Consider the following 20,726-nt stretch of genomic DNA (forward strand, 5'->3'; position numbering starts at 1 on the left):
CTCTTCCCTTTCCAAAAAAATTCCTTAATTAAAAATTCTAACTCCATTACCTGGTATTCTAATGAAATCGGTTATTCAAATTTAGAGAGATCTTAAGGCCTTCTCTGCACACTCCAGCGTCCGGTCAATATCCACTCCCGTATGGGAATTAGAGATAAATACCGCTTCAAATTGCGCAGGGGCAAGATAAATTCCCTGATCCAGCATGGCACTGAAGAATCGTCCATACATCTTCGTATCACTGGTCAAGGCATCGGTATAATTATAGACTTCCCGTTCGGTAAACAACAGCGTTGAAAGCGAGCCGATACTGTTTACCGTCGCCTTTAGGCCTCTAGCTTTGATCAGTTCCCGTAATCCGTTGCTTAGTCTTGCTGAGAGACTATCAATATGCGTATAGATCTGCGGGTTGTTTTTAAGAATAGACAGTTGAGCAATGCCTGCAGCCATGGCCACAGGGTTTCCGCTTAAGGTTCCTGCCTGATAGACTCCTCCGCAGGGTGCGACCTGCTGCATAATTTCTTTTCTTCCGCCATATGCCCCGACCGGCATGCCGCCGCCAATAATTTTTCCAAAAGCCGTTAAATCCGGCTTGATTCCAAACAGTTCCTGGGCTCCGCCAAGACCAAGCCTGAATCCGGTAATAACCTCATCGGCAATGAGCAATGTGCTGTTTTCAGTACAAAGCTTTTGCAGTTCCTGCAGGAAACCCGGCTTCGGCAGGACAACACCCATATTGGCAGGTACAAGCTCAACGATCACTGCTGCAACCTGGTCTTTATTGTTTTCAAATAAGGCCTGCACACTGTCAATATCATTAAATACCGCCGTCAGGGTATCAACGGCGCATCCCGGAGGAACACCGAGGCTGCTCGGTACGCCGGAGGACATAACCCCTGATCCTGCCTTGACCAGCATTGCATCGCTATGCCCATGGTAACAACCTTCAAATTTTATGATTTTATTTCTACCGGTAAAGCCACGGGCTGCACGCACTGCGCTCATCGTTGCTTCTGTTCCGGAATTGACCATCCGAATCATTTCAATCGACGGAACTAGGTCAAAGATCAATTGGGCCATCATGACCTCTGCTTCTGTAGCAGCCCCAAAACTCAAGCCATTTTCAGCCGCTGCCGTCACTGCTTTGAGCACTTCCGGGTTGGCATGTCCGAGGATCATCGGCCCCCAAGAGCCGATATAGTCGATATACTCGTTACCGTCTACATCATAGAGTCTTGCCTCTTTGGCGTGGCTGATAAAGCGCGGCGTATCGCCGACAGACTGAAAATTACGCACAGGGCTGTTGACTCCGCCGGGCATCAGCTGTTTAGCCTTTTCATATAATATTTCCGATTTCATAGCTTGTACCTGCCTTTTAACTGTAAAATCTTAACCGATTCTTCCTTCACTGATATACGCCGCAATCTCCGGTGCAAAATATGTGATCAGCATATCGGTTCCTGCCCGGAAAAAACTCACGGTTGTTTCGCAGATCATCGCGGCTTCATCAATCATTCCGGCCTTCGCTGCAGTCTTGATCATGCTGTACTCTCCGCTGACACTGTAAGCAGCCAGGGGAAGGTCAAACGTCTCTTTGAGCTTGGCAATCACATCCAGGTAAGCCAGAGCCGGTTTGACCATCAAAATGTCCGCCCCTTCCAGCACATCAAGTTCTGATTCCCGGACGGCTTCCCGCAGATTATGATAATCCATTTGATAAGTTTTCCGGTCTCCGAAAGACGGTGCACATCCGGCTGCCTCCCGAAAAGGTCCATAGAAGGAGGATGCATACTTGGCCGAATAGGACATAATCGGTAGGGTCGTAAAATGGTGTTGGTCCAACGCTTCGCGGATGGCTTGTACCCGTCCATCCATCATATCGGATGGCGCTACCATATCTGCACCGGCCTGGGCATGGGATACTGCCACTTTGGCCAGTATTGACAGAGTACCGTCATTATCCACTTCCTTGCCTTTTAATAGGCCGCAATGTCCGTGACTGGTATATTCGCAAAGGCATACATCTGTAATGACATTAATCTGTGGAAAGCTCGACTTGATTTTCCGAACAGCCTGCTGCAGGGCACCGTTTTCGTTATAGGCCTCACTTCCGGTCTCATCCTTGCGACTGTGCTCCGGTACCCCGAAAAGCAGAACACTGCCGATACCAGCCTTGATGACGGTTTCCACCGCATGTTCAACCCGGTCCGGGCTGTAGCGCTTCTGGCCGTCCATCACTGCGATATTTTCTTCAATTCCACTGCCTTCCTTGATAAATATCGGGTAGATCAGGGCACTTTTAGAAAGACGAGTTTCACGTACCAACTCCCGGGTAACGTTGTCTTTTCTAAGTCTTCTAGGTCTGATCACTTCTATAGATTCCTCCTTATTCCTGAGCAATCGCCTCGATCATACTATCCAATGTTGCCTTTTCGGCAACAACACACTTCATCCCATGGCTTCGGGCGGCTTTGGCTGTTTCTTCACCGATACAAACTGCCGTTACTTTTTCAAAATTAAGCTGCGGCAGGGCATTGACAAATCCGCCTACTGTCGAAGCACTTGTAAATGCAGCATAATCAAAATCATAAGATAAGATCGCTTCTTTCGCAAAAATGTTGCTATCTGATTCATAGAACGTGTCATAAACCGGAATATCTTCATAGCAGATTGCAGCTTGATCAAAAATGCGGTTTAGATCTTCCGATCCTTCCCTGGCCCGTAAGACCAACACTTTTTCTCCAGGTGCCAGAACGTTGACGAGGCCGCTGGCAAGGCTGGCGACGTTATAGCTTTCTGGCATATACTCAATGCGAATGCCGCGCTGGGTAAACACCTTGGCCGTTCCGGCTCCGATAACCGCGATCTTAATCCCGTACAGGTCGCGGATGTCTCTCCCCGTTTCGAGCATTCTGTCAAAGAGAACCTCTACGCCGGCCGCGCTGGAAAAAACAAGCCAGTTATATTCTTTGATCCGCTCCAGTGCAGCATTAAATGCTTTATTGTCGCTTATTGGTCTGGTTTGGATACATGGGAATTCCAAAGCTTCCCCGCCAAGATCTCGCACCTTCTGACTAAGGACGGAATTAAGCTTTTCCGGACGTGTTACCACGACACGTTTACCTGCAAGCGGACGCTCCCCTGCCCATTCGAAGTTCTCGGACAAGGAACAGACCTGGCCGATTACGATAACAGATGGGTTGCGGATTTCCGCCTTTGCAGCGTCACCTGGCAGGTTGCCGACTGTTGTCAGAAGCTTGCGCTGTCTTGCTGTCGTCCCTCTTTCGATAACCGCCGCCGGCATATCCGAAGCCATTCCAGCATCCAGCAGCCCTTCGGAAATACTTTCGATCGCCGATACTCCCATCAGGAATACCAATGTTCCTTTCATGTTTACAGCAGCCTGAAAATCAATATTCGGAGTCTCGCCCTCTTTTGTATGTCCTGTAATGATATGCAGGGAAGAACAAAAGTCCCTGTGGGTTACCGGAATTCCTGCATAAGCAGGAACCGCGATGGCCGATGTTACCCCCGGTACTACCTCGAACGGAACCTGATGTTCATGAAGCAGTTCCAATTCCTCTCCGCCACGTCCGAACATAAACGGATCTCCGCCCTTCAGACGAACGACTGTCCTGCCTTCCAGGGCTTCTTCCAACAGAATCCGGTTGATCTCGTCCTGCGGAATACGATGATAGGTCGGCAGCTTGCCGACATCTATTTTTTTTGCGTCTTTAGGGATTAAATTAAGGATTTCAATACCTACGAGCTTGTCGTAGATGACAACCTCTGCATTCTGAAGAACACGCAGCCCTTTTACGGTGAGCAGTCCTGCATCAGACGGGCCTGCCCCAACCAGCCAAACTTTCCCTGTTCTCTTTTGCTCCATTTATCTTACCTCCGCAAATAGTCTCGTTGCCAACCTGTATCCTATTCCCGCCGCATCCCTGCGGTCGCCGGTCATGCTGCCTTTGGCCTTTTCACCGGTTTCAACATCGACATAGAGGCCGGTGATCCTGACTTCTGTACCATGCACTTCGGCAAATGCCGCAGCAGGTGAACTGCACCCGCCGTCAAGTTTTTGAATAAAGGCTCTTTCAGCCAGGGCTGCCGTCTGAGCATCTTTGTCGTTGATACACGCCAAAAAGTTGAGATCCTCGCCTTTTCTGCCCTGAATCGCCAGGATTCCCTGTCCGGCAGAGGGGATCATTTCCTCAGTGGAAAACACCCTACTGATACGGTTTTCCAGTGACAGCCGCTTAAGTCCTGCGAAAGCCAGCAGCAGAGAACTGAATTCACCCTCGTCCAGCTTTTTGAGCCGGGTAAGTACGTTGCCCCGCACAGGCTTGACATCTAAACCGGGATACAGATCTAAAAACTGGATTGTTCGGCGTGCGCTGGAACAGCCAACAGCCTTTTCTTTGTCTAGATTTTCTATAGATCCTGTCCCCTGCGGCAGAACCAGTACGTCCCGAGGATCTTCTCTTTTAGAAAATGCCGTAATCGGCAGGTCCTCCGGTATTTCTGCCGGCATATCCTTTAAACTGTGAACAGCGATATCAATTACACCTTGACAGAGCGCCCTGTCCAGTTCTTTCACAAAAAGACCTTTTCCGCCAATTTTGTCCAGCGTCTGTTCCAAGATTATGTCCCCTGTGGTCTTCATAGTAATAAGTTCCAGTTCCAGTTCCGGATGATTTTTCCTGATTTGTTCCATAACAATTTGCGACTGGATCACCGCCAGCCTGCTTTCCCGGCTACCGATGATTATTTTTCTTTTTCCCATTCGGCTACCTCTATTTCCGTTTTAGTCAAAAGTTAATAACTGTTTTTTGTTTCCTTTTGTGATTACAATTCCATGCGTTCATTCATGTATAGCCTCAGCTTTTCTGCCGTCTTCTTGACCTTCGCATGGTCTTCCCCGCTGGCCGTGAGTCCAATCACCATATTTCCCTTCCTGACCACTGCCGGGAAATAGAACGTACATAGCTCCTTACGATCTGCGACACTGACAGGGATTCCATACCGGGTGCATTCTTCGGCAATTTGACGGTTTACTTGTGTTTCATTGGTTACTGCCAGAACCAGGTCAGCCCCATTACAGTCCCCTTCCTGATACTTGCGACAGAGCAAAGTGACTTTTTCATTACCTGCCAATTCTTGTTTAAGCTCCGGGACAAGTTCAGGCGTAATCACGGTAATGTTGGCATCAAACGGCAGTAATGTTCTGATTCTTCTTGCCGCAATCTTTCCGCCCCCGAAGACAACAATCTTTTTATTCTGAAGAGAAACAAAAAGCGGAAACCAAGGCTGATTCGGACGCTGTTCCAGAGAATAGTCCCTGGCAAGCTTCTGCAAAATCTGTTCCTTGTTGTAAAACGTATGCTGTTGCGCATCTTCTTTCTCATCTATTTTACCCGAACGTTTCAATATCTCCAGTTGTTCCGGCCGCCTGATTAGAATCACTGTAATTCCCAGCTCGCGCGCTGCTTCAATTTTTTCCTGGAATCCTCCGGTCTCTCCGGAGTCTTTTGTCACCAGAAATCTTGCTTGGGATGCTTTCAGCATGGCAATGTTCAGCTCTTTGGAAAATGGGCCCTGCATATAGCTTATATTAGACTTCTTAAAGCCCAGCTTTTCACACTTCTCCATTACATCCTGCATCGGAAGGACCCTGGCAAATACCCGCTCCTGATAGTCCTTGATTCCGGTAAACGTTTCAATCTCCTTGCTTCCGCAGCTCAGAAAGATGTTCCCGGTCTTATCATTTAATACCCGTACCGCATCCTCGCTGTTGTCCGCATAAATCATGTTTTCCAATATATTTGCGTTAAATGACGGATTATTCGAGACCAATCTGCCCGGTTCCCTTTGCAGACGGATATAGTCCGTTGCGGTTTCGCGGCAAGCTTCGCAGATATTGTCCGTGACAATTCGGGCGTAAGGATGTGTTGTATCAATGACACAGTCCGGCTGAACCTCCCGAATGAAGGCGATCATTTCTTCCCGGTCCAAACGTCGCGCTTGGATGTGAAGATTTTGATACGGTTCGATCAGCTCCCTGCCATAATCCGTGGCCACTGAAACATACACTTTTGCATTACTTCGCCGCAGCTCATCAATCAGCTCCCTGCCTTCAGTTGTCCCGGCAATGATCCAAAATACCGGCATTTTCATCATTTCTTATATCCTCTCGGTGTCACCAGTTTGTTGTTGATTACCCTTGTCTGTGAATTCCCGATGATGACAGTCGTAAACATATCAACTTTCTTTTCTCTCAATTCAGTCAGGCTGGAGACAATTTCATAATTCTCGCCCTCTCTGCCAATGCTGCGGACAATGCCCGCCGGCAGGTCAGCATCCTGATGGCGCATCACAATATCGCAAGCCTTTTTCAAATAATCGTGCCTTTTGATACTCGATGGGTTGTATAGTACAATGACAAAGTCTCCCTGGGCTGCCGCTGCAAGCCTGGCTTCGATCTTCTCCCACGGCGTTAATAGATCGCTGAGGCTGATGACTGCAAAGTCATGAATGAGTGGCGCTCCGAGAACAGCTGCACCGCTGCAGGCCGCTGTGATTCCTGGTATCACTTCGACCTCAAGGAAAGGATACGGCTCTGCAAGCTCCAGTACGATTCCCGCCATGCCATAAACTCCGGCATCCCCGCTCGAGACCACAGCAACCGTTGCGCCTTCCAGCGCCTTTTCAACCGCGGTCCTGCAGCGATCTACCTCTTTCTTCATCGGCGTAGCAATAAACTTTTTATCCGGGAACTGATCCTTGATTAAATCGATATAAAGCGTATACCCGACTAAAATATCACTTTTTCTAAGTGCTTCCTGTGCACGGTTTGTCATTTGTTCCGGTCCGCCTGGCCCTAATCCTACGACATATATTTTCATTGCCCTTCTTACCTAACTACTTTCTCTAAATTTGTAAAACATTCATCCCACAGATCCCGGTCAATACTGTCCCTAAACCCAAATAGCACCGAACTTACTGCCTTTTCTGCCACTTGCGCCAACCTGTTTTCAAAGGATGCTTTGTCTTGGTCGCTTAAATTCAGGTACGCAAGATCTTTTTGCAAATTCCGGCATATCCTTTCCGATGTTGAATTGGATATGCTTTGCAGGAGCGGCAGATAACTGCGGATTTCAAATGATTCTATAAATTTGTCGATATGTTCATCAATAATTTCATAAGCCGCTGCTAAAGCGTTCTGGTTTCTGAGCTCTGCCTTCCCGAGACCCAGATTGTCCATATCCAGTAACGTAATATTTTCCATATCCCCGACCTTCGGTTCGATATCCCTCGGTACTGCCAGATCACAAAAGATTCTTGGCCTGTGATTCTGCGCCAGGGCTGGAATTAAGGCATCAGCTTTAATCGTATAATGTGGGCTGGACGTCACGCTTACCACCACATCCATGTCGGCTATCACCGTGTGGCGTTTTTCGTAATCCACGCCCGTACATTGTTTCGGCAATAAATAAGCCCCGTGTTTACGCTGCCTCAAGGTGATCAAAACCTCCGCCCCGCAGTCTGCAAGCTGCGCGGCGACAATCTTTCCCATTTCGCCGTTGCCAATGACCAGACACCGCTTTTCCCCCAAGTCAGGAAAGACTTCCTGGATCCGCTCCAGAGCTTTCGTTGCTACCGATACATCCGTCGTCGTCAGCTGAATCTGTGTTTTTACCTTCTTCGCTGAGGTTATGGCCATCTGAAAAAGTTTTTCCAGATAAAGGTCAGCAGTACCTGTCTCTCTGGCCTCTTCAATGGCTTTTTTAATTTGGGACAAAATTTGGCTTTCTCCCCAAATCTGAGACTTCAATCCGCAGGCAGTTTGAAAGAGGTGAACAAAGGCCTCACGGGACTGCCGAATAACAAATAAGCGCTCATATTTATCCCTGTCTTCCTTCTCAATTCGCTTCAGACCGTAGAGAATTTCTTTCAAATTAACTAGAGATCCTTCATTTTCGCTGACCCATAGCTCCGTACGGTTGCAGGTGGATATAATTACAGCGCCTTCCACACCATAATTATTTACAGCAGCCTCCATGGCCTGTCTGCTTTGAATCGGTGTAAAGGCAAACATTTCGCGTTCCTTTAATGATGCTTTTTCATGATCGATCCCGATCATTCTAATATTCAAAGCTAACCCTCCATTCCTTCTGAGCAAGAGCTATTGTTACACCATTCCCGGATACTTTTCGGCTAATCAGCCCTCCGCCTGCGCTTACCATTAAGGCAGCCCGCTCACAGACATTGCCGACACCGGTAATACTACTTACAAATTCCGATTCTGTATACTTGCCTGGTACGGAAAGAAGTTCATCTGAACTAAAAAAATGCAGTGGCAGATTATTTTTTGCGGCAAAATCAAGCAGCCCCTGTTCTTTTGTTTTGAGGTCAATACTGGCAATACCCGCAATGGCCTGAAAGCTGATGCTGTTCCTGCTCAACTGCTCAAGGACAAGATCCTCAATACGCTGCAGCGGCGTACCCCTTCGGCAGCCAATTCCGAGATACACCGTCCGGGGAACGATATTCAGCGTTATGGGATAGGGTTCTAATCTGTCATTCAGAGAAACACAAATGCCAATATCCATGTTGTTTTCATTCTTCTCCAATAAACGCGGCATCTCTCCTTCTATGTCCAGCTCGCTATAAAACCCGACCGGCTTTTCTGCCAATAGTCGTGCCGAAATTTCTTTCGCTGCTTTCAGATCCGAAATCCAGGCGTCATGGAAAGCTGCCCATTCATCGACCGAAAAAAGCCTGTTTATATCCGTTGCAGTCGTTATCACAGGGATTGCGTTTAGCGCTTCGGATATCCTGTCCGCCAGCATGTTGGCGCCGCCGATGTGGCCGGAGAGGAGCGGTATAACGAACCGTCCCTTTTCGTCAATACATAAAACGGCCGGATCTTTCGTCTTGTCCTGAACAAAGGAGGCGATTGCCCTGACGGCAATCCCGCAGGCCCCAACAAAAATTAGCGCATCTTTTTCTGCAAACTGTCTGCCTGTGAACACCTTTAAATCCGGGGCAATGGGCTCTGCCATGCCGGCTGTATTGACGGCCCCGGTAAGTTTTTCCGGCTGATAGCAGGCGGTATGATTACCTTGAGCATCCAACAGCTCTTTTATTTTCAGGCTGAGAGCGACTCCATTGGCGGTAAAAGCCAGGATGCTTATCTTCATTTCAAATCCTCGGTCCAAGAAGGCAGTGGATCGTTTCCTTCCCGGAATTCATGCGTAAATGCCGGATCGTAAAGTTTAGATCTTTCGAAGTCGTTTCCCAAAAATCTGCCCACTAGAATCAAGGCCGTTTTGGTAATATGGTTCTCTTTAGCTGTTCTCGCCAATGTCCCTACCGTACAGCGGAACTGCTTCTCATCCGGCCAGGTTGCCTTATAAACAATCGCTGCCGGAGTGTCAGCGGCGTAACCGCCTTCCATAAGCTTGGTACTTAAGTTTTCCAGCATCCCTGTACTTAAGAAAATTGCCATGGTCGCCTGATGCGACGCCAGGAGAGCAATGTCTTCCTTAGGCGGTACCGGGGTTCTTCCTTCCATGCGGGTAATAATTACAGTTTGGCTGATATCCGGCAATGTATACTCCTTCTTCAAGGAGGCAGCAGCTCCGAAAAACGAGCTGACTCCAGGTACGACTTCGTAATACAGGCCCTCGGCATCAAGCAGATCCATCTGCTCACGGATCGCCCCGTAAATGCTTGGATCGCCGGTATGCAGACGCACGACCAGTTTACCTGCCCGGGTGGCAGGAACCATCACAGCAAGCACCTCTTCCAGTGTCATCCCGGCACTGTCGTAAACGGTGCATTCCTTCTTCGTAACATTCAATAGCTCCGGGTTGACCAGCGAGCCTGCATAAATCACAACATCGGCCTGTTCCAAAAGCGTCTTTCCGCGAACCGTGATTAAATCTACCGCGCCCGGACCGGCCCCAATAAAATAAATCATCTGACAATCTCCTTTTCTTTCACAATGATCGTGGAAAAATAGCTTGCTTTCCCCTCGGCTGCACTGATATCTTTTATAACTCTCTCTGACGGCATCCCGCAGCATTCCACCATCTGGGTATGCTTAACCAGATCTTTGCTGATAAGCTCTTCCTTAACCTTGCCAAATTCCTTTCCTGATTTCATCAGCACCTTGGTTCCGCCCCAGTCCAGGTAATCAAAGGATCCTTCATAGGATGCGGGGATAATGTGCAGCGGCTGGGCACCCTCGCAGAGAGGCACATTGAGTCTTGCTGCTACAGCACAGAAGGACGGGACCCCCGGAATCAGCCGGGCATCATAGCCTGCTTCCAAAACCCGGTTATGCAGATAAATATATGTGGAATAGATCGATGGATCCCCCAGCGTAAGAAAAGCCACAGATTTGTTTTGTTTGAGCTGGTCAATGATCTGTTCAGCTGCTTCCTGATGGCTTTGCTCCAGCATTTGGGCATCCCGTGTCATCGGCATGTAAAGTTCCAGTATTTCTTTTGTGGAGAGGTCCACAGCCTGCTTGGCAATATTCCAGGCGGTCATTTCTTTTTCATCCGTGCGCGGAACAGCAATAAGCTCTGTCTCGCTGATGATCCGGACGGCCTTTAAGGTCATCAGTTCAAAGTCTCCCGGACCTACGCCTATTCCGTATAATGCTGCTTTCATGATGGCTTCATCCTTTTTATTTTATTGACTATTTCATCCGCCTGCGGTGTTTTGCCCAGGATACCCTGTTCATTGGAATACAGGATCACACCGGCTTTCACCTTATTCTGCAGGCGGTAATTCACATATTCATCAATTTTTAACATGATGGACTCAAATACCTGGCTTCTAAGCCCGTGCCGGTCTAATACCGTAACGGCCTGCGGCGCTGTCAGGCTAGCCATAATTTCTTTGACTGTCTCCTTCCCTGCGCCGTGTAAGGCAGCATGTACGGCGATAACTTCCATGCGGCAGTCCGCATAGCGGGAGTGGGTATTCATAATGCCCGCTGCCAGCTTGACCAATTTTCCGGCATGTCCGATCAGCAGCAGGCCGTCAAAGCCTAATTCCACAGTAAAATCCAGCATTTCACCGATATAATTGCTGCAGTGGATCAGAGAACTCTCCAGCCCCAGCGTACTGCGGACAAAAGTTTCACCGTAATTTCCAGGGCAGACCAGCAGATCTCTGCAGCCCTTTTCTTTCTGCTGATTCATCTCCAGTCGAATCGTATCGATCAGGGCCTTTTCGCTCATCGGCTCGACAATCCCTATTGTTCCCAGAATAGAGATTCCGCCAACAATGCCCAGCCGCGGGTTAAAGGTTTTTCTGGCAATGGCCTCCCCTTCCGGAACTGATATCGTAATTTCCAGGCCTCCCTCATAACCGTACTCGGCACAGACTTTCGCCACCTCCGCCATAATCATGCTTCTGGGAACAGGATTGATGGCCGGTTCTCCTATAGGACAGGCAAGCCCGGGCTTAGTGATTCTGCCGACGCCCTGGCCGCCATCGACCTGAATATTATTATGGTTCGCTCTGGCGACCGTCGCAAAAATAAGGATGCCGTTGGTCACATCTGGGTCATCGCCGCTGTCCTTTTTTACAGCACACGTCACCTGGTCCCTGTCTCTCCGAACTTCCAGCACCTGCATCGCAACCGGTATTCCCTTCGGTGTCGCAATGGCTATTTCTGTACACAGGTCTCCTGAGAGCAGCATTACCGCCCCAGCCTTGGCAGCAGCAGCCGCACAGGATCCCGTAGTAAAGCCGCATCTCAGCCTCTTATTCTGTTTGATGACAAAGAGTTCACCGGATTGATTGTTTTGTGGATTGTTTTGTGGACTGTTTTGTTCATCGTTTAGATGGTGGATGTCATGATTCATTATTTTTATATTCCTTCAATCAGTTTGTATCTTTCCAGTTAATTAAAGCTTTTCTGGCCTCAGATATGGTATTGGCAGGCTGGGCAAATTCAAAGCCGTCTTTATCATGCAAAATCTCCATAAGATGCCCAATTCTTGGGAGTCTGAGATTAATCCTTCTGATTTCCTCCGGATGCGAAAACACTTCCTGAGGCGTACCTTCCATTACAAGCCTGCCGTCATCGACGACATACGCATAATCACAGTAAAGTGGTACGATATCGATGTCGTGCGTTGAGATCACGACGGACAAATTCAGCTCAATTTGCAGTTTTCTGAGCAGCTTCATTAGCTCACTGACTCCGAGTGGGTCAAGCCCTGCGGTCGGTTCATCCAGAATAAGCACTTCCGGCTCCATCACCAGAACGCCGGCAATGGCTGCACGTTTTTTCTGGCCAAAACTGAGGCTGTGTGTGGGCTTGTCTTTCAGGTGGGATATCCCGGTTCTCTTCATGGCTAGATCCACCCTTCTGCGGACTTCCTCCTCAGGCAGCTTTAGATTCATCGCGCCGAAGGAGATATCCTGATAGACACTGGCTGAAAACAACTGCTTGTCCGGATCCTGAAAAACAATGCCAACAGATTTTCGAAGCTGTTTGAGACCTTTTACTGAATAATCCAGCGGCAGGCCCTTGAATAGAACTTCGCCGCCTGAAGGCTTATTGATGCCGTTAAAGGAAAGCAGCAACGTTGATTTTCCAGCACCGTTGCTTCCGAGGACTGCCGTCGTTTTCCCCTGTTTAATCCCGAGTGACAGGGCCTTTAAGGCCTGGGTTCCATCACTGTAGATGTAGTGGAGATTTCTGACTTCCAAGATATTTTTAGCCTCCACATTTTCAATCAAGCCATTTTCGGCCATTATAGCAAGCCTCCTGTCAATTGTTTGGAAAACAGCGCAACTGCAATCAGGAATAGGTTAATCAGCACAATCGGAATATATTCTGTCCAATGAGTCTCCGCCTGCTCATGGATCACACTGAGCTCACCGTCATATCCCCTGGCTTCAAGCGCAATATACAGTTCATCCGCCCTCTGATAAGACCGGATAAAAAGTGACGAAGCCAGAGCCGCCAATGAACGGTATCCGGAAGAAAGCCCCGCATAGCCCAAGCGGGAATTCTGTGCCGTAAACATGGTGTCTGCCATTTCCAAAAATACAAAAATAAACCGGTAGATCAGTCCCATCAATTCAACCATCAGTCTTGGAACTTTAAGCTTCCGAAGAACTGCCAACAGGTCTACCATTGGTGTACTCAGCGATAAATAATACAGACAGGAAACCGCGCCAAGCGCTTTAAAAAACAGATTTGCCGCACTTAGAATACCGGACTGCGACACCCCGATATACATGCCAAATGCATATACAGAGAATACAAAAACATCTTTGTCCCCTGAAACATTGACCGCAATGGTTAAAACGCCGATCACTAAAAAGGAAAGCGGGACAAGCATCAGTCTAATAAAAATTCCAACAGGGGTACCACCTTTGCAAACGGTATACCACCCCATGATCAGGAGCGTCAAGATTGACACCGCAACGGAATCAGCCCAGAGACAGACCCCCAAAACCGAAACGGCTAAGACTAGCTTTTGCAATGGATTTGTTTGTTTAAGCTTGGATAAATAAGCGTATTTATCGATGTAAATCATTGTTTACCGGTTCTTCCTTTTTCTTACGACCCCGCAGATAACCTAACCCGTAGCCCAAAACACCTGCTCCGACAGCTGCCTGAAGCGCAAACAACAAGCTTTCAATTTCTCCGCTGGGCGGCTCCCAAATCGGTGAGAACCAGGGCTGGTAATTCCCGTTAAGTTCTGTTATAGCTTGTTCAGCTTGGCTGTCAGCTCCAGCAAATTCCGCATTTTTTTGCACAATGAGGGGTACAACAGCAAGCGCTATGACAATCGTAATTAAAATAATATTTGTGATGATAACCCGATTTTTATTCTTCGGTTTCATCGTTTCTACAGACATTTTCAGACCCCCTTTGAAAGTATTTTTAAGTCTTTAAGCTCATCCCCGGCATAGGATGAAATCGCCTTAAATATTAGCACTGTCAAAATACCTTCACTGATCGCCAATGGTACTTGCGTTAAGGCAAAAATACCTAAAAACTTGGTAAGTGATGCCATAGCGCCGCCTGTTCCAGCAGGAAACGCCAGTGCAAGCTGCACCGATGTCGTGACGTAAGTTAATAAATCCCCAAGTGCGGCAGCGAGAAACACGGCAAGCCACTGCGGTCCATTTGCTTTCTTCACAATTTTGTATGTAGCAAAAGCCACCAGCGGCCCCACAATGCCCATCGAAAAAGTATTTGCTCCCAATGTTGTCAATCCGCCATGAGCCAGTAAAACAGCCTGAAACAGCAGTATGATCAGGCCAATTACGGCCATTGCGGTTGGTCCGAACAAGATAGCGCCAAAGCCAACCCCCGTAGGATGCGAACTGCTTCCTGTAACGGAAGGAATCTTCAGGGAAGACAAAACAAAAGCAAAGGCGCCTGCCATCGCCAAAAGCATTAATGTTTTGGGATGCTCTCCAACAGTTCTTCTGATAGAAAAAAAACCTGCCAGAACAAAAGGTATTGCCAAAGCACCCCAGGTAATACACCAACCCGCAGGAAGGAAGCCCTCCATGATATGCATGGCATATGTCTGCTGGGGCAAGAACATAAACATAAGTACGAGACCCATTATCCAAATCTTTTTATTTATCATCGTCAAACTCTCCTATATAAGATATGAAACAAAAAACCTCTCAACATCTTACGTCGAGAGGCTCATATGCTAGGAAGTTTTCCTCGGTAGTCTTGCACATAACATCCCCCTCTCTATCACTCGTAGAGTATATGGTGAGACACTAAAACAGGTAGGTCTTCTGGCTTAAGCATCATCGATCTTCAGACCTTCCCAGTTTCCCAGTGGTATACCTGAAGAACTCCACTTTCACAGCGGCGTGACCGCGCGGGCTTCTACCCGACTTTCCTTATTCATTGAATGGTACGCTTATCAGCTTCATTCAACACCTGTTCTGCCTATTCAGTTTTAATCCTGATTCATTATATCGCTCTTTCGACAAGGAATCAATATTATTTTTACTTTAGCCTTGAACATATTAATTGAAGTATCTTTACCTCCATCAATTCTATTTGTGGTAGGGTTCCCCTTTGCTGATCTTGCACGCCCGGTAAATCTGCTCCAGCAGGATAAGCCTGATCATCTGGTGCGGAAAGGTAAGCTTCGAGAACGACCACCGGTAATCGGCGCGTTTTCGGATTTCATCTGCCGTACCAAGAGATCCGCCAATCACAAAAGTGATCCGGCTCTGGCCTGAAAGCCCTTTTTCATCAAACAAAACGGCAAGTTCGGGTGAAGAAAGTTCCTTTCCCAGAAGATCCAGCAAAACCACATAATCCTGAGGTGAAATTAATTTAAGAACCTTTTCAGCTTCTTTCTGTTTTACTCTTGCTTCGTCGGCAGCTGATGCCCTTTCGGGGCATGGTTCGTCCTCAACTTCAATCATCTCAAGCCGGATGTACGCGCCAAGACGCTTGGCGTATTCCTTCAGCCCTTCTTTTAAATATTTTTCTTTGATTTTCCCTACCGCTAGAACTTTGATCTGCAGCATGTTTTCTCCAACTCCAGTCACTATGTTTGCTCCAAACATTTGCAATCAAAAACTTGAAGGTTAAATCTCTCTGATATTGGATTATTTACAATGAAGATTTTTTTCAAAAGTGTTAATAATATTGATGGAGGTGAAAAAAAATGAGCAAAACAAATGAAAGCAAAAAAAAGCTGCTGCAGAATCTAAAAATGGAGGCTGCGGCTGAAATCGGCCATCTTGATTTTGTAAGGGAAAATAACGATCACTATAAAGGCGATGTTACTGCCAGACAGAATGGTCTGGAAGGAGGCCCGATCGGCGGCCAGATGGTCAAAAAAATGATCGCCTATGCCAAACAGCAGATGAAATAGAATAACGGACTCATTTAGTATTCCTAATCTACTTCAATAAATATTCAAAACTTCTTCAGCCTACAATACTGAAGAGGTTTTTTGTTATATAATCTTCTGTTCGGAATACGACTGCTCTGTACCTTCTTCAGTGTTATGCAAAGCTGCCGCTCCCTCGCCGGGTGCAGATTGCATTTGCCCGGCGTTGTTATTCATTTTATTTCTATTGTTTGTATTGGCATTATTGACTGCTGCCGCCTTTTCCATATTTTTGAAAGCGACTGAAAGCATCAGTTTAATTCTGTTGATCTGATTCACCTGGCTGGCACCCGGATCGTAATCGATTGGCACAATATTCGCCAGCGGGTAGCGCCGTTTAAGTTCGCGGACCATCCCTTTACCCGTGATATGATTTGGCAGGCAGGCAAACGGCTGCAGACAGGTGACGTTTGTTGCTCCGCTTTCTATCAGTTCCAGCATTTCCGCGGTCAGGAACCAGCCTTCGCCGGTCTGATGTCCGAGATGCATGATTTTGCCGGCCATATCGGCCAACTCATAAATCGATTTGGGAGGATGGAAACGGTTGCTCTTCGCCAGAGTGCGTTTCATTACCCGGCGGTAGTTTTCCAACCGCCAGATAATATAGCGGCTGATAAGCTCGCTTTTCAGTGAGCCAGCGAGTTCTTTTCTTCTGAATATCGTTCCATACGCACAGTACATAAAGAAATCCATCAGGTCCGGCAGAACGGCTTCGGCGCCTTCCTTTTCCAGGACATCGACAATAAAGTTATTGGCAAATGGATGAAATTTGACGAGGATCTCGCCAACCACTCCAACCTTTGGTTTTTTGACATTGGAGATTTCAATATGATCAAAGTCCTTGATAATCCGGCGGATATTCCGGTGATATTCCCGCAGGTTCATCGCAGCCAGGGTCGGCTTCAGGTCCTTCAGCCATTTGGCCAGGAGATCATTCGTTTCTCCTTTATTTTTCTCATAGGGTCGTATGGCATTGGTTACGCGCATCAGCAGATCGCCATAAACCGTAGCCATCACGCAACGCTTGATCATCTTCATGGAAAGTTTGAACCCGGGATTGGACTCCAGACCGCCGGCATTAAGGGAAATAACCGGAATCTGTTCCATGCCGGCATCTTTTAAGGCTTTACGGATAAAGCCAATATAATTACTGGCCCGGCAGCCGCCGCCTGTTTGCGACATGATAACTGCCGTCTTGTTTAGGTCGTAACGGCCTGATTTCAGCGCCGCCATAATTTGACCGACAACTAAGATTGACGGATAGCAGGCATCGTTATGCACATGCAGAAGTCCCTGTTCGACGACATCCATCTCGACATCAGGCAGAATCTCTATCTTATAGCCTTCCAAACGGGTGGCTTCTTCAATCAGTTCAAAATGGATCGGTGCCATCTGCGGAGAAAGAATCGTATACTCATGCTTCATTTCTTCTGTAAACATGACTCTTTTGGGTGTCTCAAAAAGCTTATGCGCATGAATTTCTTTTTTGTCTCTTTCCTTCATTGCAGCGAGCAATGACCGTATCCGGATACGAATAGCGCCCAGATTATTGATCTCATCAATTTTGACCAGGGTATAGGTCTTTCTGTACTGGTGCAGTATCTCCTGAACCTGATCCGTGGTGACGGCATCCAGTCCGCATCCGAACGAATTCAATTGGACAAGTTCCAAGTCATCCCTGCTTGCCACAAAACTTGCTGCCGCATACAGCCTGGAGTGGTAAACCCATTGGTCGAGGACGCGCAGAGGCCTTTCCACCTGACCAAGATGAGCGACAGAATCTTCAGTCAGCACAGCGATCCCCAGACCGGTAATCATCTCTGGAATCCCGTGGTTAATCTCCGGATCGGTATGATACGGCCGACCGGCAAGTACGATGCCTTTCAGGTTGTTCTTTTGCAAATAGTCCAATACTTCTTCCGCTTTGTTTCTGAGGTCCTGGCGAACAGCATCTCTTTCGGCAAAAGCCTTATCTACAGCACTTGCTGCCTCTTGTCGTGTTATACCTATCGCTTTAAATTCTTCATAGATCCGAACTTTTAAACGTGCCATATCATCAATCGGCAGGAACGGGAAAATAAACGCAACTTCTTTGTTCCTTATTTCATCCACATTGGCATGAAGGGATTCCGGATAAGAAGTGACAATCGGGCAGTTGTAATTATTATTGGCACCAGCCAGCTCTTTTTCATCCCTCGGAAGGCACGGATAAAAAATCCGCTTGACCCCTTTGTTCAGAAGGTCCTTAATATGCCCGTTGGCCAGTTTGGCCGGATAGCACAGCGACTCGGAAGCTACGGTCTCCATGCCGAGCTCAAATATCTTTTTCGAGGAGCGGCCGGACAAAATAACTCTAAAACCGAGCTCCGTTAGCAGCGTATACCAGAACGGATAATGCTCATACATATTCAGGACCCGTGGAATCCCGATCTCGCCACGGGCTGCTTCTTCCTTCTTCAGTGGTTTATAGGCAAAAAGACGCTCATATTTATAGGCAAAAAGGTTCGGAATATCCTCAGAGGTGCTTTCCAGTCCGGCTCCGCGTTCGCAGCGGTTTCCTGTCAGAAACTCCCTGCCGTCCGAGAATTGGTTGACCGTCAGCAGGCAATTATTGCCGCATAAGCCACAGTGGCGCGTACGGGTCTCGGTATGGAAATCCTCCAGTTCATTTTCACCAAGCAGGGTAGTCTGTTCTCCGGCCTGATAATGGTCGCGGGCGATAAGAGCTGCTCCGAACGCGCCCATGATACCGGCAATGTCCGGACGAATGACCTGGCGGCCGGTGACACGTTCAAAACTTCTTAAAACAGCATCGTTATTAAACGTTCCGCCCTGAACAACGATTTTCTTGCCAACTTCGGAAGAATTGTGCAAGCGGATGACTTTGTACAACGCATTTTTGACGACTGAATACGAGATCCCGGCCGCGATGCTGCCGATATCCGCGCCTTCTTTTTGGACCTGTTTGATTTTGGAATTCATAAATACGGTGCAACGGGTACCCAAATCGACCGGGGTCTTGGAAAATAAACCTCTTTGCACAAATTCCGAGAGAGATAAACTTAGGGACTGGGCCAGCGTCTCGATAAACGACCCACAGCCCGAAGAACATGCTTCATTCAGCATGATATTGTGAATAACGCCGTCGCGGATCTGCATGCATTTCATGTCCTGGCCACCGATATCGAGGATAAAGTCAACACCGGGCAGAAAATATTCGGCGCCCTTAAGGTGGGCAACCGTTTCTATTTCTCCGTGATCAACTTTGAGGGCAGCCTTTAGCAGGGCTTCTCCATAACCGGTCACGACGGAACCGCCAATCGTGGCTCCAGACGGCAAAGCCTGATAAAGCTTTTGCAGAGCAGAAACCGTAGATTTTAACGGACTTCCTCCGTTGCTTCCATAATGGGAATAAAGCAAATTGCCATCTCCATCGATCAGGGCAAGTTTCGTCGTGGTCGATCCGGCATCGATGCCCAAAAAGCAGGTTCCACTGGCTTCAGCCAGCAGTTTCTTCGCGACGGAATTTCCCCGGTGCCTCTGACTGAAGGCTTCATACTCTTCTTCACTGGCAAACAAAGGCTGGAGCAGGGTAGTGGCTGAATCCGAATTATGCAGATTCGGGATGTTCTCATAGATCACGTGAAGATCACAGACTTCGCTCTGTTTCGAAGCCAAGGCTGCCCCAATCGCCACAAAAAACTGAGCATTATCTGGCGCGATAATATTTTCCGGTTTAAGCTTCAAGGTTTCAATAAAGCGCTGGCGCAGTTCAGGCAGGAAAGAAAGCGGTCCGCCCAGAAATGCCACATTGCCCCGGATTGGTTTGCCGCAGGCTAAACCCGCAATGGTCTGATTCACGACAGCCTGAAAAATTGAGGCGGCAATATCTTCCTTGGCCGCACCTTCGTTTAAAAGCGGTTGAATATCTGTTTTAGCAAAAACCCCGCAGCGCGAAGCAATCGGATAAATCTCCCGATGATGCGAAGCCAGTTCATTGAGACCCGCAGCGTCGGTTTTCAGCAAGATAGCCATTTGATCAATAAACGCACCTGTCCCGCCGGCGCAGGTACCGTTCATCCTGAGTTCGGGCGATTCCCCAAAATATGTGATCTTGGCATCTTCGCCGCCCAGTTCTATCGCGACATCCGTATCCGAAATAAATCGTTCAACAGCTTTTTGGCAGGCAATGACCTCTTGAATAAAAGGAATCCCAACCTGTTCGGAAGTGGACATACCGCTTGAACCTGTCACGTTCATGGTGACTTTTTCATTGCGGAACTGACTGTAAATCTTTTGCAGAAGGTTGCTGACTGTATGCTGGACATCTGAAAAATGCCTTTGGTAACTGCTGAAAACCAAGTTATCTTTTTCATCAAGTATTGCAATTTTAACGGTGGTCGAACCGACATCCAGTCCGATATGCATTTGTTTCGTCATTCACCTGTCTCCTTCTATTTAAACAGCCTGCTCAATCTATAAAAAACAGCGTTTTAATCCTTTAGCATCAGACTCTATTATATCAGGTTTCATCTGTGTAACAAAATAGCAACTTTTTCTGTCCGGCCCTGTGTCTCGTCCTGCTTAGCATCTCGTCCTTATTATTGTATGAGAATGCCGGGAAAAGTGCCTATCCCTATAGAAAATGTGGCTGCCGCCAAGCTTTTGGCGGCAGTCCGGGTCTTTGACACTTGCATAAATATTAAAATCTTTGAAAGCCTTGAAAACAGGGCTTTTTTTGTTAGAAAATCGTCAAATTATTGCTATTTAGTATTGAGCAATTTGTGGTAATGTGTTATAATA

18 protein-coding genes and 1 riboswitch are annotated in these 20,726 nt (G+C 47.6%); of the genes, 1 reads left to right on the top strand and 17 read right to left on the bottom strand.

Annotation, left to right across the window (positions count from 1 at the left end; all coding sequences use genetic code 11):
• Positions 1-81: 81 nt before the first annotated feature.
• The 16 genes from hemL to rlmH form a co-directional block, all read right to left on the bottom strand.
• Positions 82-1,359: a glutamate-1-semialdehyde 2,1-aminomutase gene (hemL, locus tag A7D23_RS03180; protein WP_019225035.1), complete on the bottom strand. Its 1,278-nt coding sequence runs from the start codon at positions 1,357-1,359 to the stop codon at positions 82-84.
• A 30-nt stretch (positions 1,360-1,389) separates the two neighbouring features.
• The gene (hemB, locus tag A7D23_RS03185; RefSeq protein WP_025206226.1) at positions 1,390-2,376 is read right to left on the bottom strand and encodes a porphobilinogen synthase; all 987 of its coding nucleotides are present in this window, start codon (positions 2,374-2,376) and stop codon (positions 1,390-1,392) included.
• Between the two features lie 10 nt (positions 2,377-2,386).
• On the bottom strand, positions 2,387-3,889 hold the full coding sequence (cobA, locus tag A7D23_RS03190) for a uroporphyrinogen-III C-methyltransferase (protein WP_019225037.1): 1,503 nt from the start codon (positions 3,887-3,889) through the stop codon (positions 2,387-2,389).
• Positions 3,890-4,786: a hydroxymethylbilane synthase gene (hemC, locus tag A7D23_RS03195; RefSeq protein WP_019225038.1), complete on the bottom strand. Its 897-nt coding sequence runs from the start codon at positions 4,784-4,786 to the stop codon at positions 3,890-3,892.
• A gap of 62 nt (positions 4,787-4,848) precedes the next feature.
• Complete coding sequence (gene cobK, locus A7D23_RS03200) at positions 4,849-6,180, bottom strand: precorrin-6A reductase (protein WP_019225039.1); 1,332 nt, start codon at positions 6,178-6,180, stop codon at positions 4,849-4,851.
• Complete coding sequence (gene cobJ / locus A7D23_RS03205) at positions 6,177-6,905, bottom strand: precorrin-3B C(17)-methyltransferase (protein ID WP_019225040.1); 729 nt, start codon at positions 6,903-6,905, stop codon at positions 6,177-6,179. Before cobJ ends, cobK begins: the two co-directional genes overlap by 4 nt.
• Before the next feature lie 8 nt (positions 6,906-6,913).
• Positions 6,914-8,155, bottom strand: coding sequence for a glutamyl-tRNA reductase (hemA, locus tag A7D23_RS03210; protein ID WP_019225041.1), 1,242 nt, complete (start codon positions 8,153-8,155; stop codon positions 6,914-6,916).
• Positions 8,145-9,203, bottom strand: coding sequence for a cobalt-precorrin 5A hydrolase (locus A7D23_RS03215; protein ID WP_019225042.1), 1,059 nt, complete (start codon positions 9,201-9,203; stop codon positions 8,145-8,147). The genes hemA and A7D23_RS03215 overlap by 11 nt, the downstream gene beginning before the upstream one ends.
• Entirely contained in the window at positions 9,200-9,985 is a 786-nt protein-coding gene (cobM, locus tag A7D23_RS03220; protein WP_020491943.1) for a precorrin-4 C(11)-methyltransferase, read from the bottom strand. The genes A7D23_RS03215 and cobM overlap by 4 nt, the downstream gene beginning before the upstream one ends.
• Positions 9,982-10,683, bottom strand: a complete 702-nt coding sequence (cobI, locus tag A7D23_RS03225) for a precorrin-2 C(20)-methyltransferase (protein WP_025206227.1) — start codon at positions 10,681-10,683, stop codon at positions 9,982-9,984. The genes cobM and cobI overlap by 4 nt, the downstream gene beginning before the upstream one ends.
• Entirely contained in the window at positions 10,680-11,888 is a 1,209-nt protein-coding gene (gene cbiD, locus A7D23_RS03230) for a cobalt-precorrin-5B (C(1))-methyltransferase CbiD (protein ID WP_025206228.1), read from the bottom strand. The genes cobI and cbiD overlap by 4 nt, the downstream gene beginning before the upstream one ends.
• A gap of 19 nt (positions 11,889-11,907) precedes the next feature.
• Entirely contained in the window at positions 11,908-12,786 is an 879-nt protein-coding gene (locus tag A7D23_RS03235) for an ATP-binding cassette domain-containing protein (RefSeq protein ID WP_038603431.1), read from the bottom strand.
• On the bottom strand, positions 12,786-13,577 hold the full coding sequence (gene cbiQ, locus A7D23_RS03240; RefSeq protein WP_025206230.1) for a cobalt ECF transporter T component CbiQ: 792 nt from the start codon (positions 13,575-13,577) through the stop codon (positions 12,786-12,788). Before cbiQ ends, A7D23_RS03235 begins: the two co-directional genes overlap by 1 nt.
• Entirely contained in the window at positions 13,561-13,902 is a 342-nt protein-coding gene (locus A7D23_RS03245) for an energy-coupling factor ABC transporter substrate-binding protein (protein ID WP_025206231.1), read from the bottom strand. The genes cbiQ and A7D23_RS03245 overlap by 17 nt, the downstream gene beginning before the upstream one ends.
• 2 nt (positions 13,903-13,904) lie before the next feature.
• On the bottom strand, positions 13,905-14,645 hold the full coding sequence (locus A7D23_RS03250; protein ID WP_025206232.1) for an energy-coupling factor ABC transporter permease: 741 nt from the start codon (positions 14,643-14,645) through the stop codon (positions 13,905-13,907).
• A gap of 132 nt (positions 14,646-14,777) precedes the next feature.
• A riboswitch (cobalamin riboswitch) is annotated at positions 14,778-14,972 on the bottom strand.
• A gap of 100 nt (positions 14,973-15,072) precedes the next feature.
• Positions 15,073-15,552 carry a 23S rRNA (pseudouridine(1915)-N(3))-methyltransferase RlmH gene (gene rlmH, locus A7D23_RS03255; RefSeq protein WP_199269268.1) on the bottom strand — a complete coding sequence of 160 codons (480 nt, stop codon included), beginning with the start codon at positions 15,550-15,552 and terminating at the stop codon, positions 15,073-15,075.
• A 143-nt stretch (positions 15,553-15,695) separates the two neighbouring features.
• Between rlmH and A7D23_RS03260 the strand changes: the two genes are divergently transcribed.
• Positions 15,696-15,905, top strand: coding sequence for an alpha/beta-type small acid-soluble spore protein (locus tag A7D23_RS03260; RefSeq protein ID WP_020491935.1), 210 nt, complete (start codon positions 15,696-15,698; stop codon positions 15,903-15,905).
• An 84-nt stretch (positions 15,906-15,989) separates the two neighbouring features.
• On the opposite strand, the gene A7D23_RS03265 is transcribed toward A7D23_RS03260, so the two are convergent.
• The gene (locus A7D23_RS03265; RefSeq protein WP_019225045.1) at positions 15,990-20,363 is read right to left on the bottom strand and encodes a 2-hydroxyacyl-CoA dehydratase; all 4,374 of its coding nucleotides are present in this window, start codon (positions 20,361-20,363) and stop codon (positions 15,990-15,992) included.
• Positions 20,364-20,726: the final 363 nt, after the last annotated feature.

Source organism: Dehalobacter sp. TeCB1 (assembly GCF_001707455.1).
GTDB lineage: Bacteria > Bacillota > Desulfitobacteriia > Desulfitobacteriales > Syntrophobotulaceae > Dehalobacter > Dehalobacter restrictus.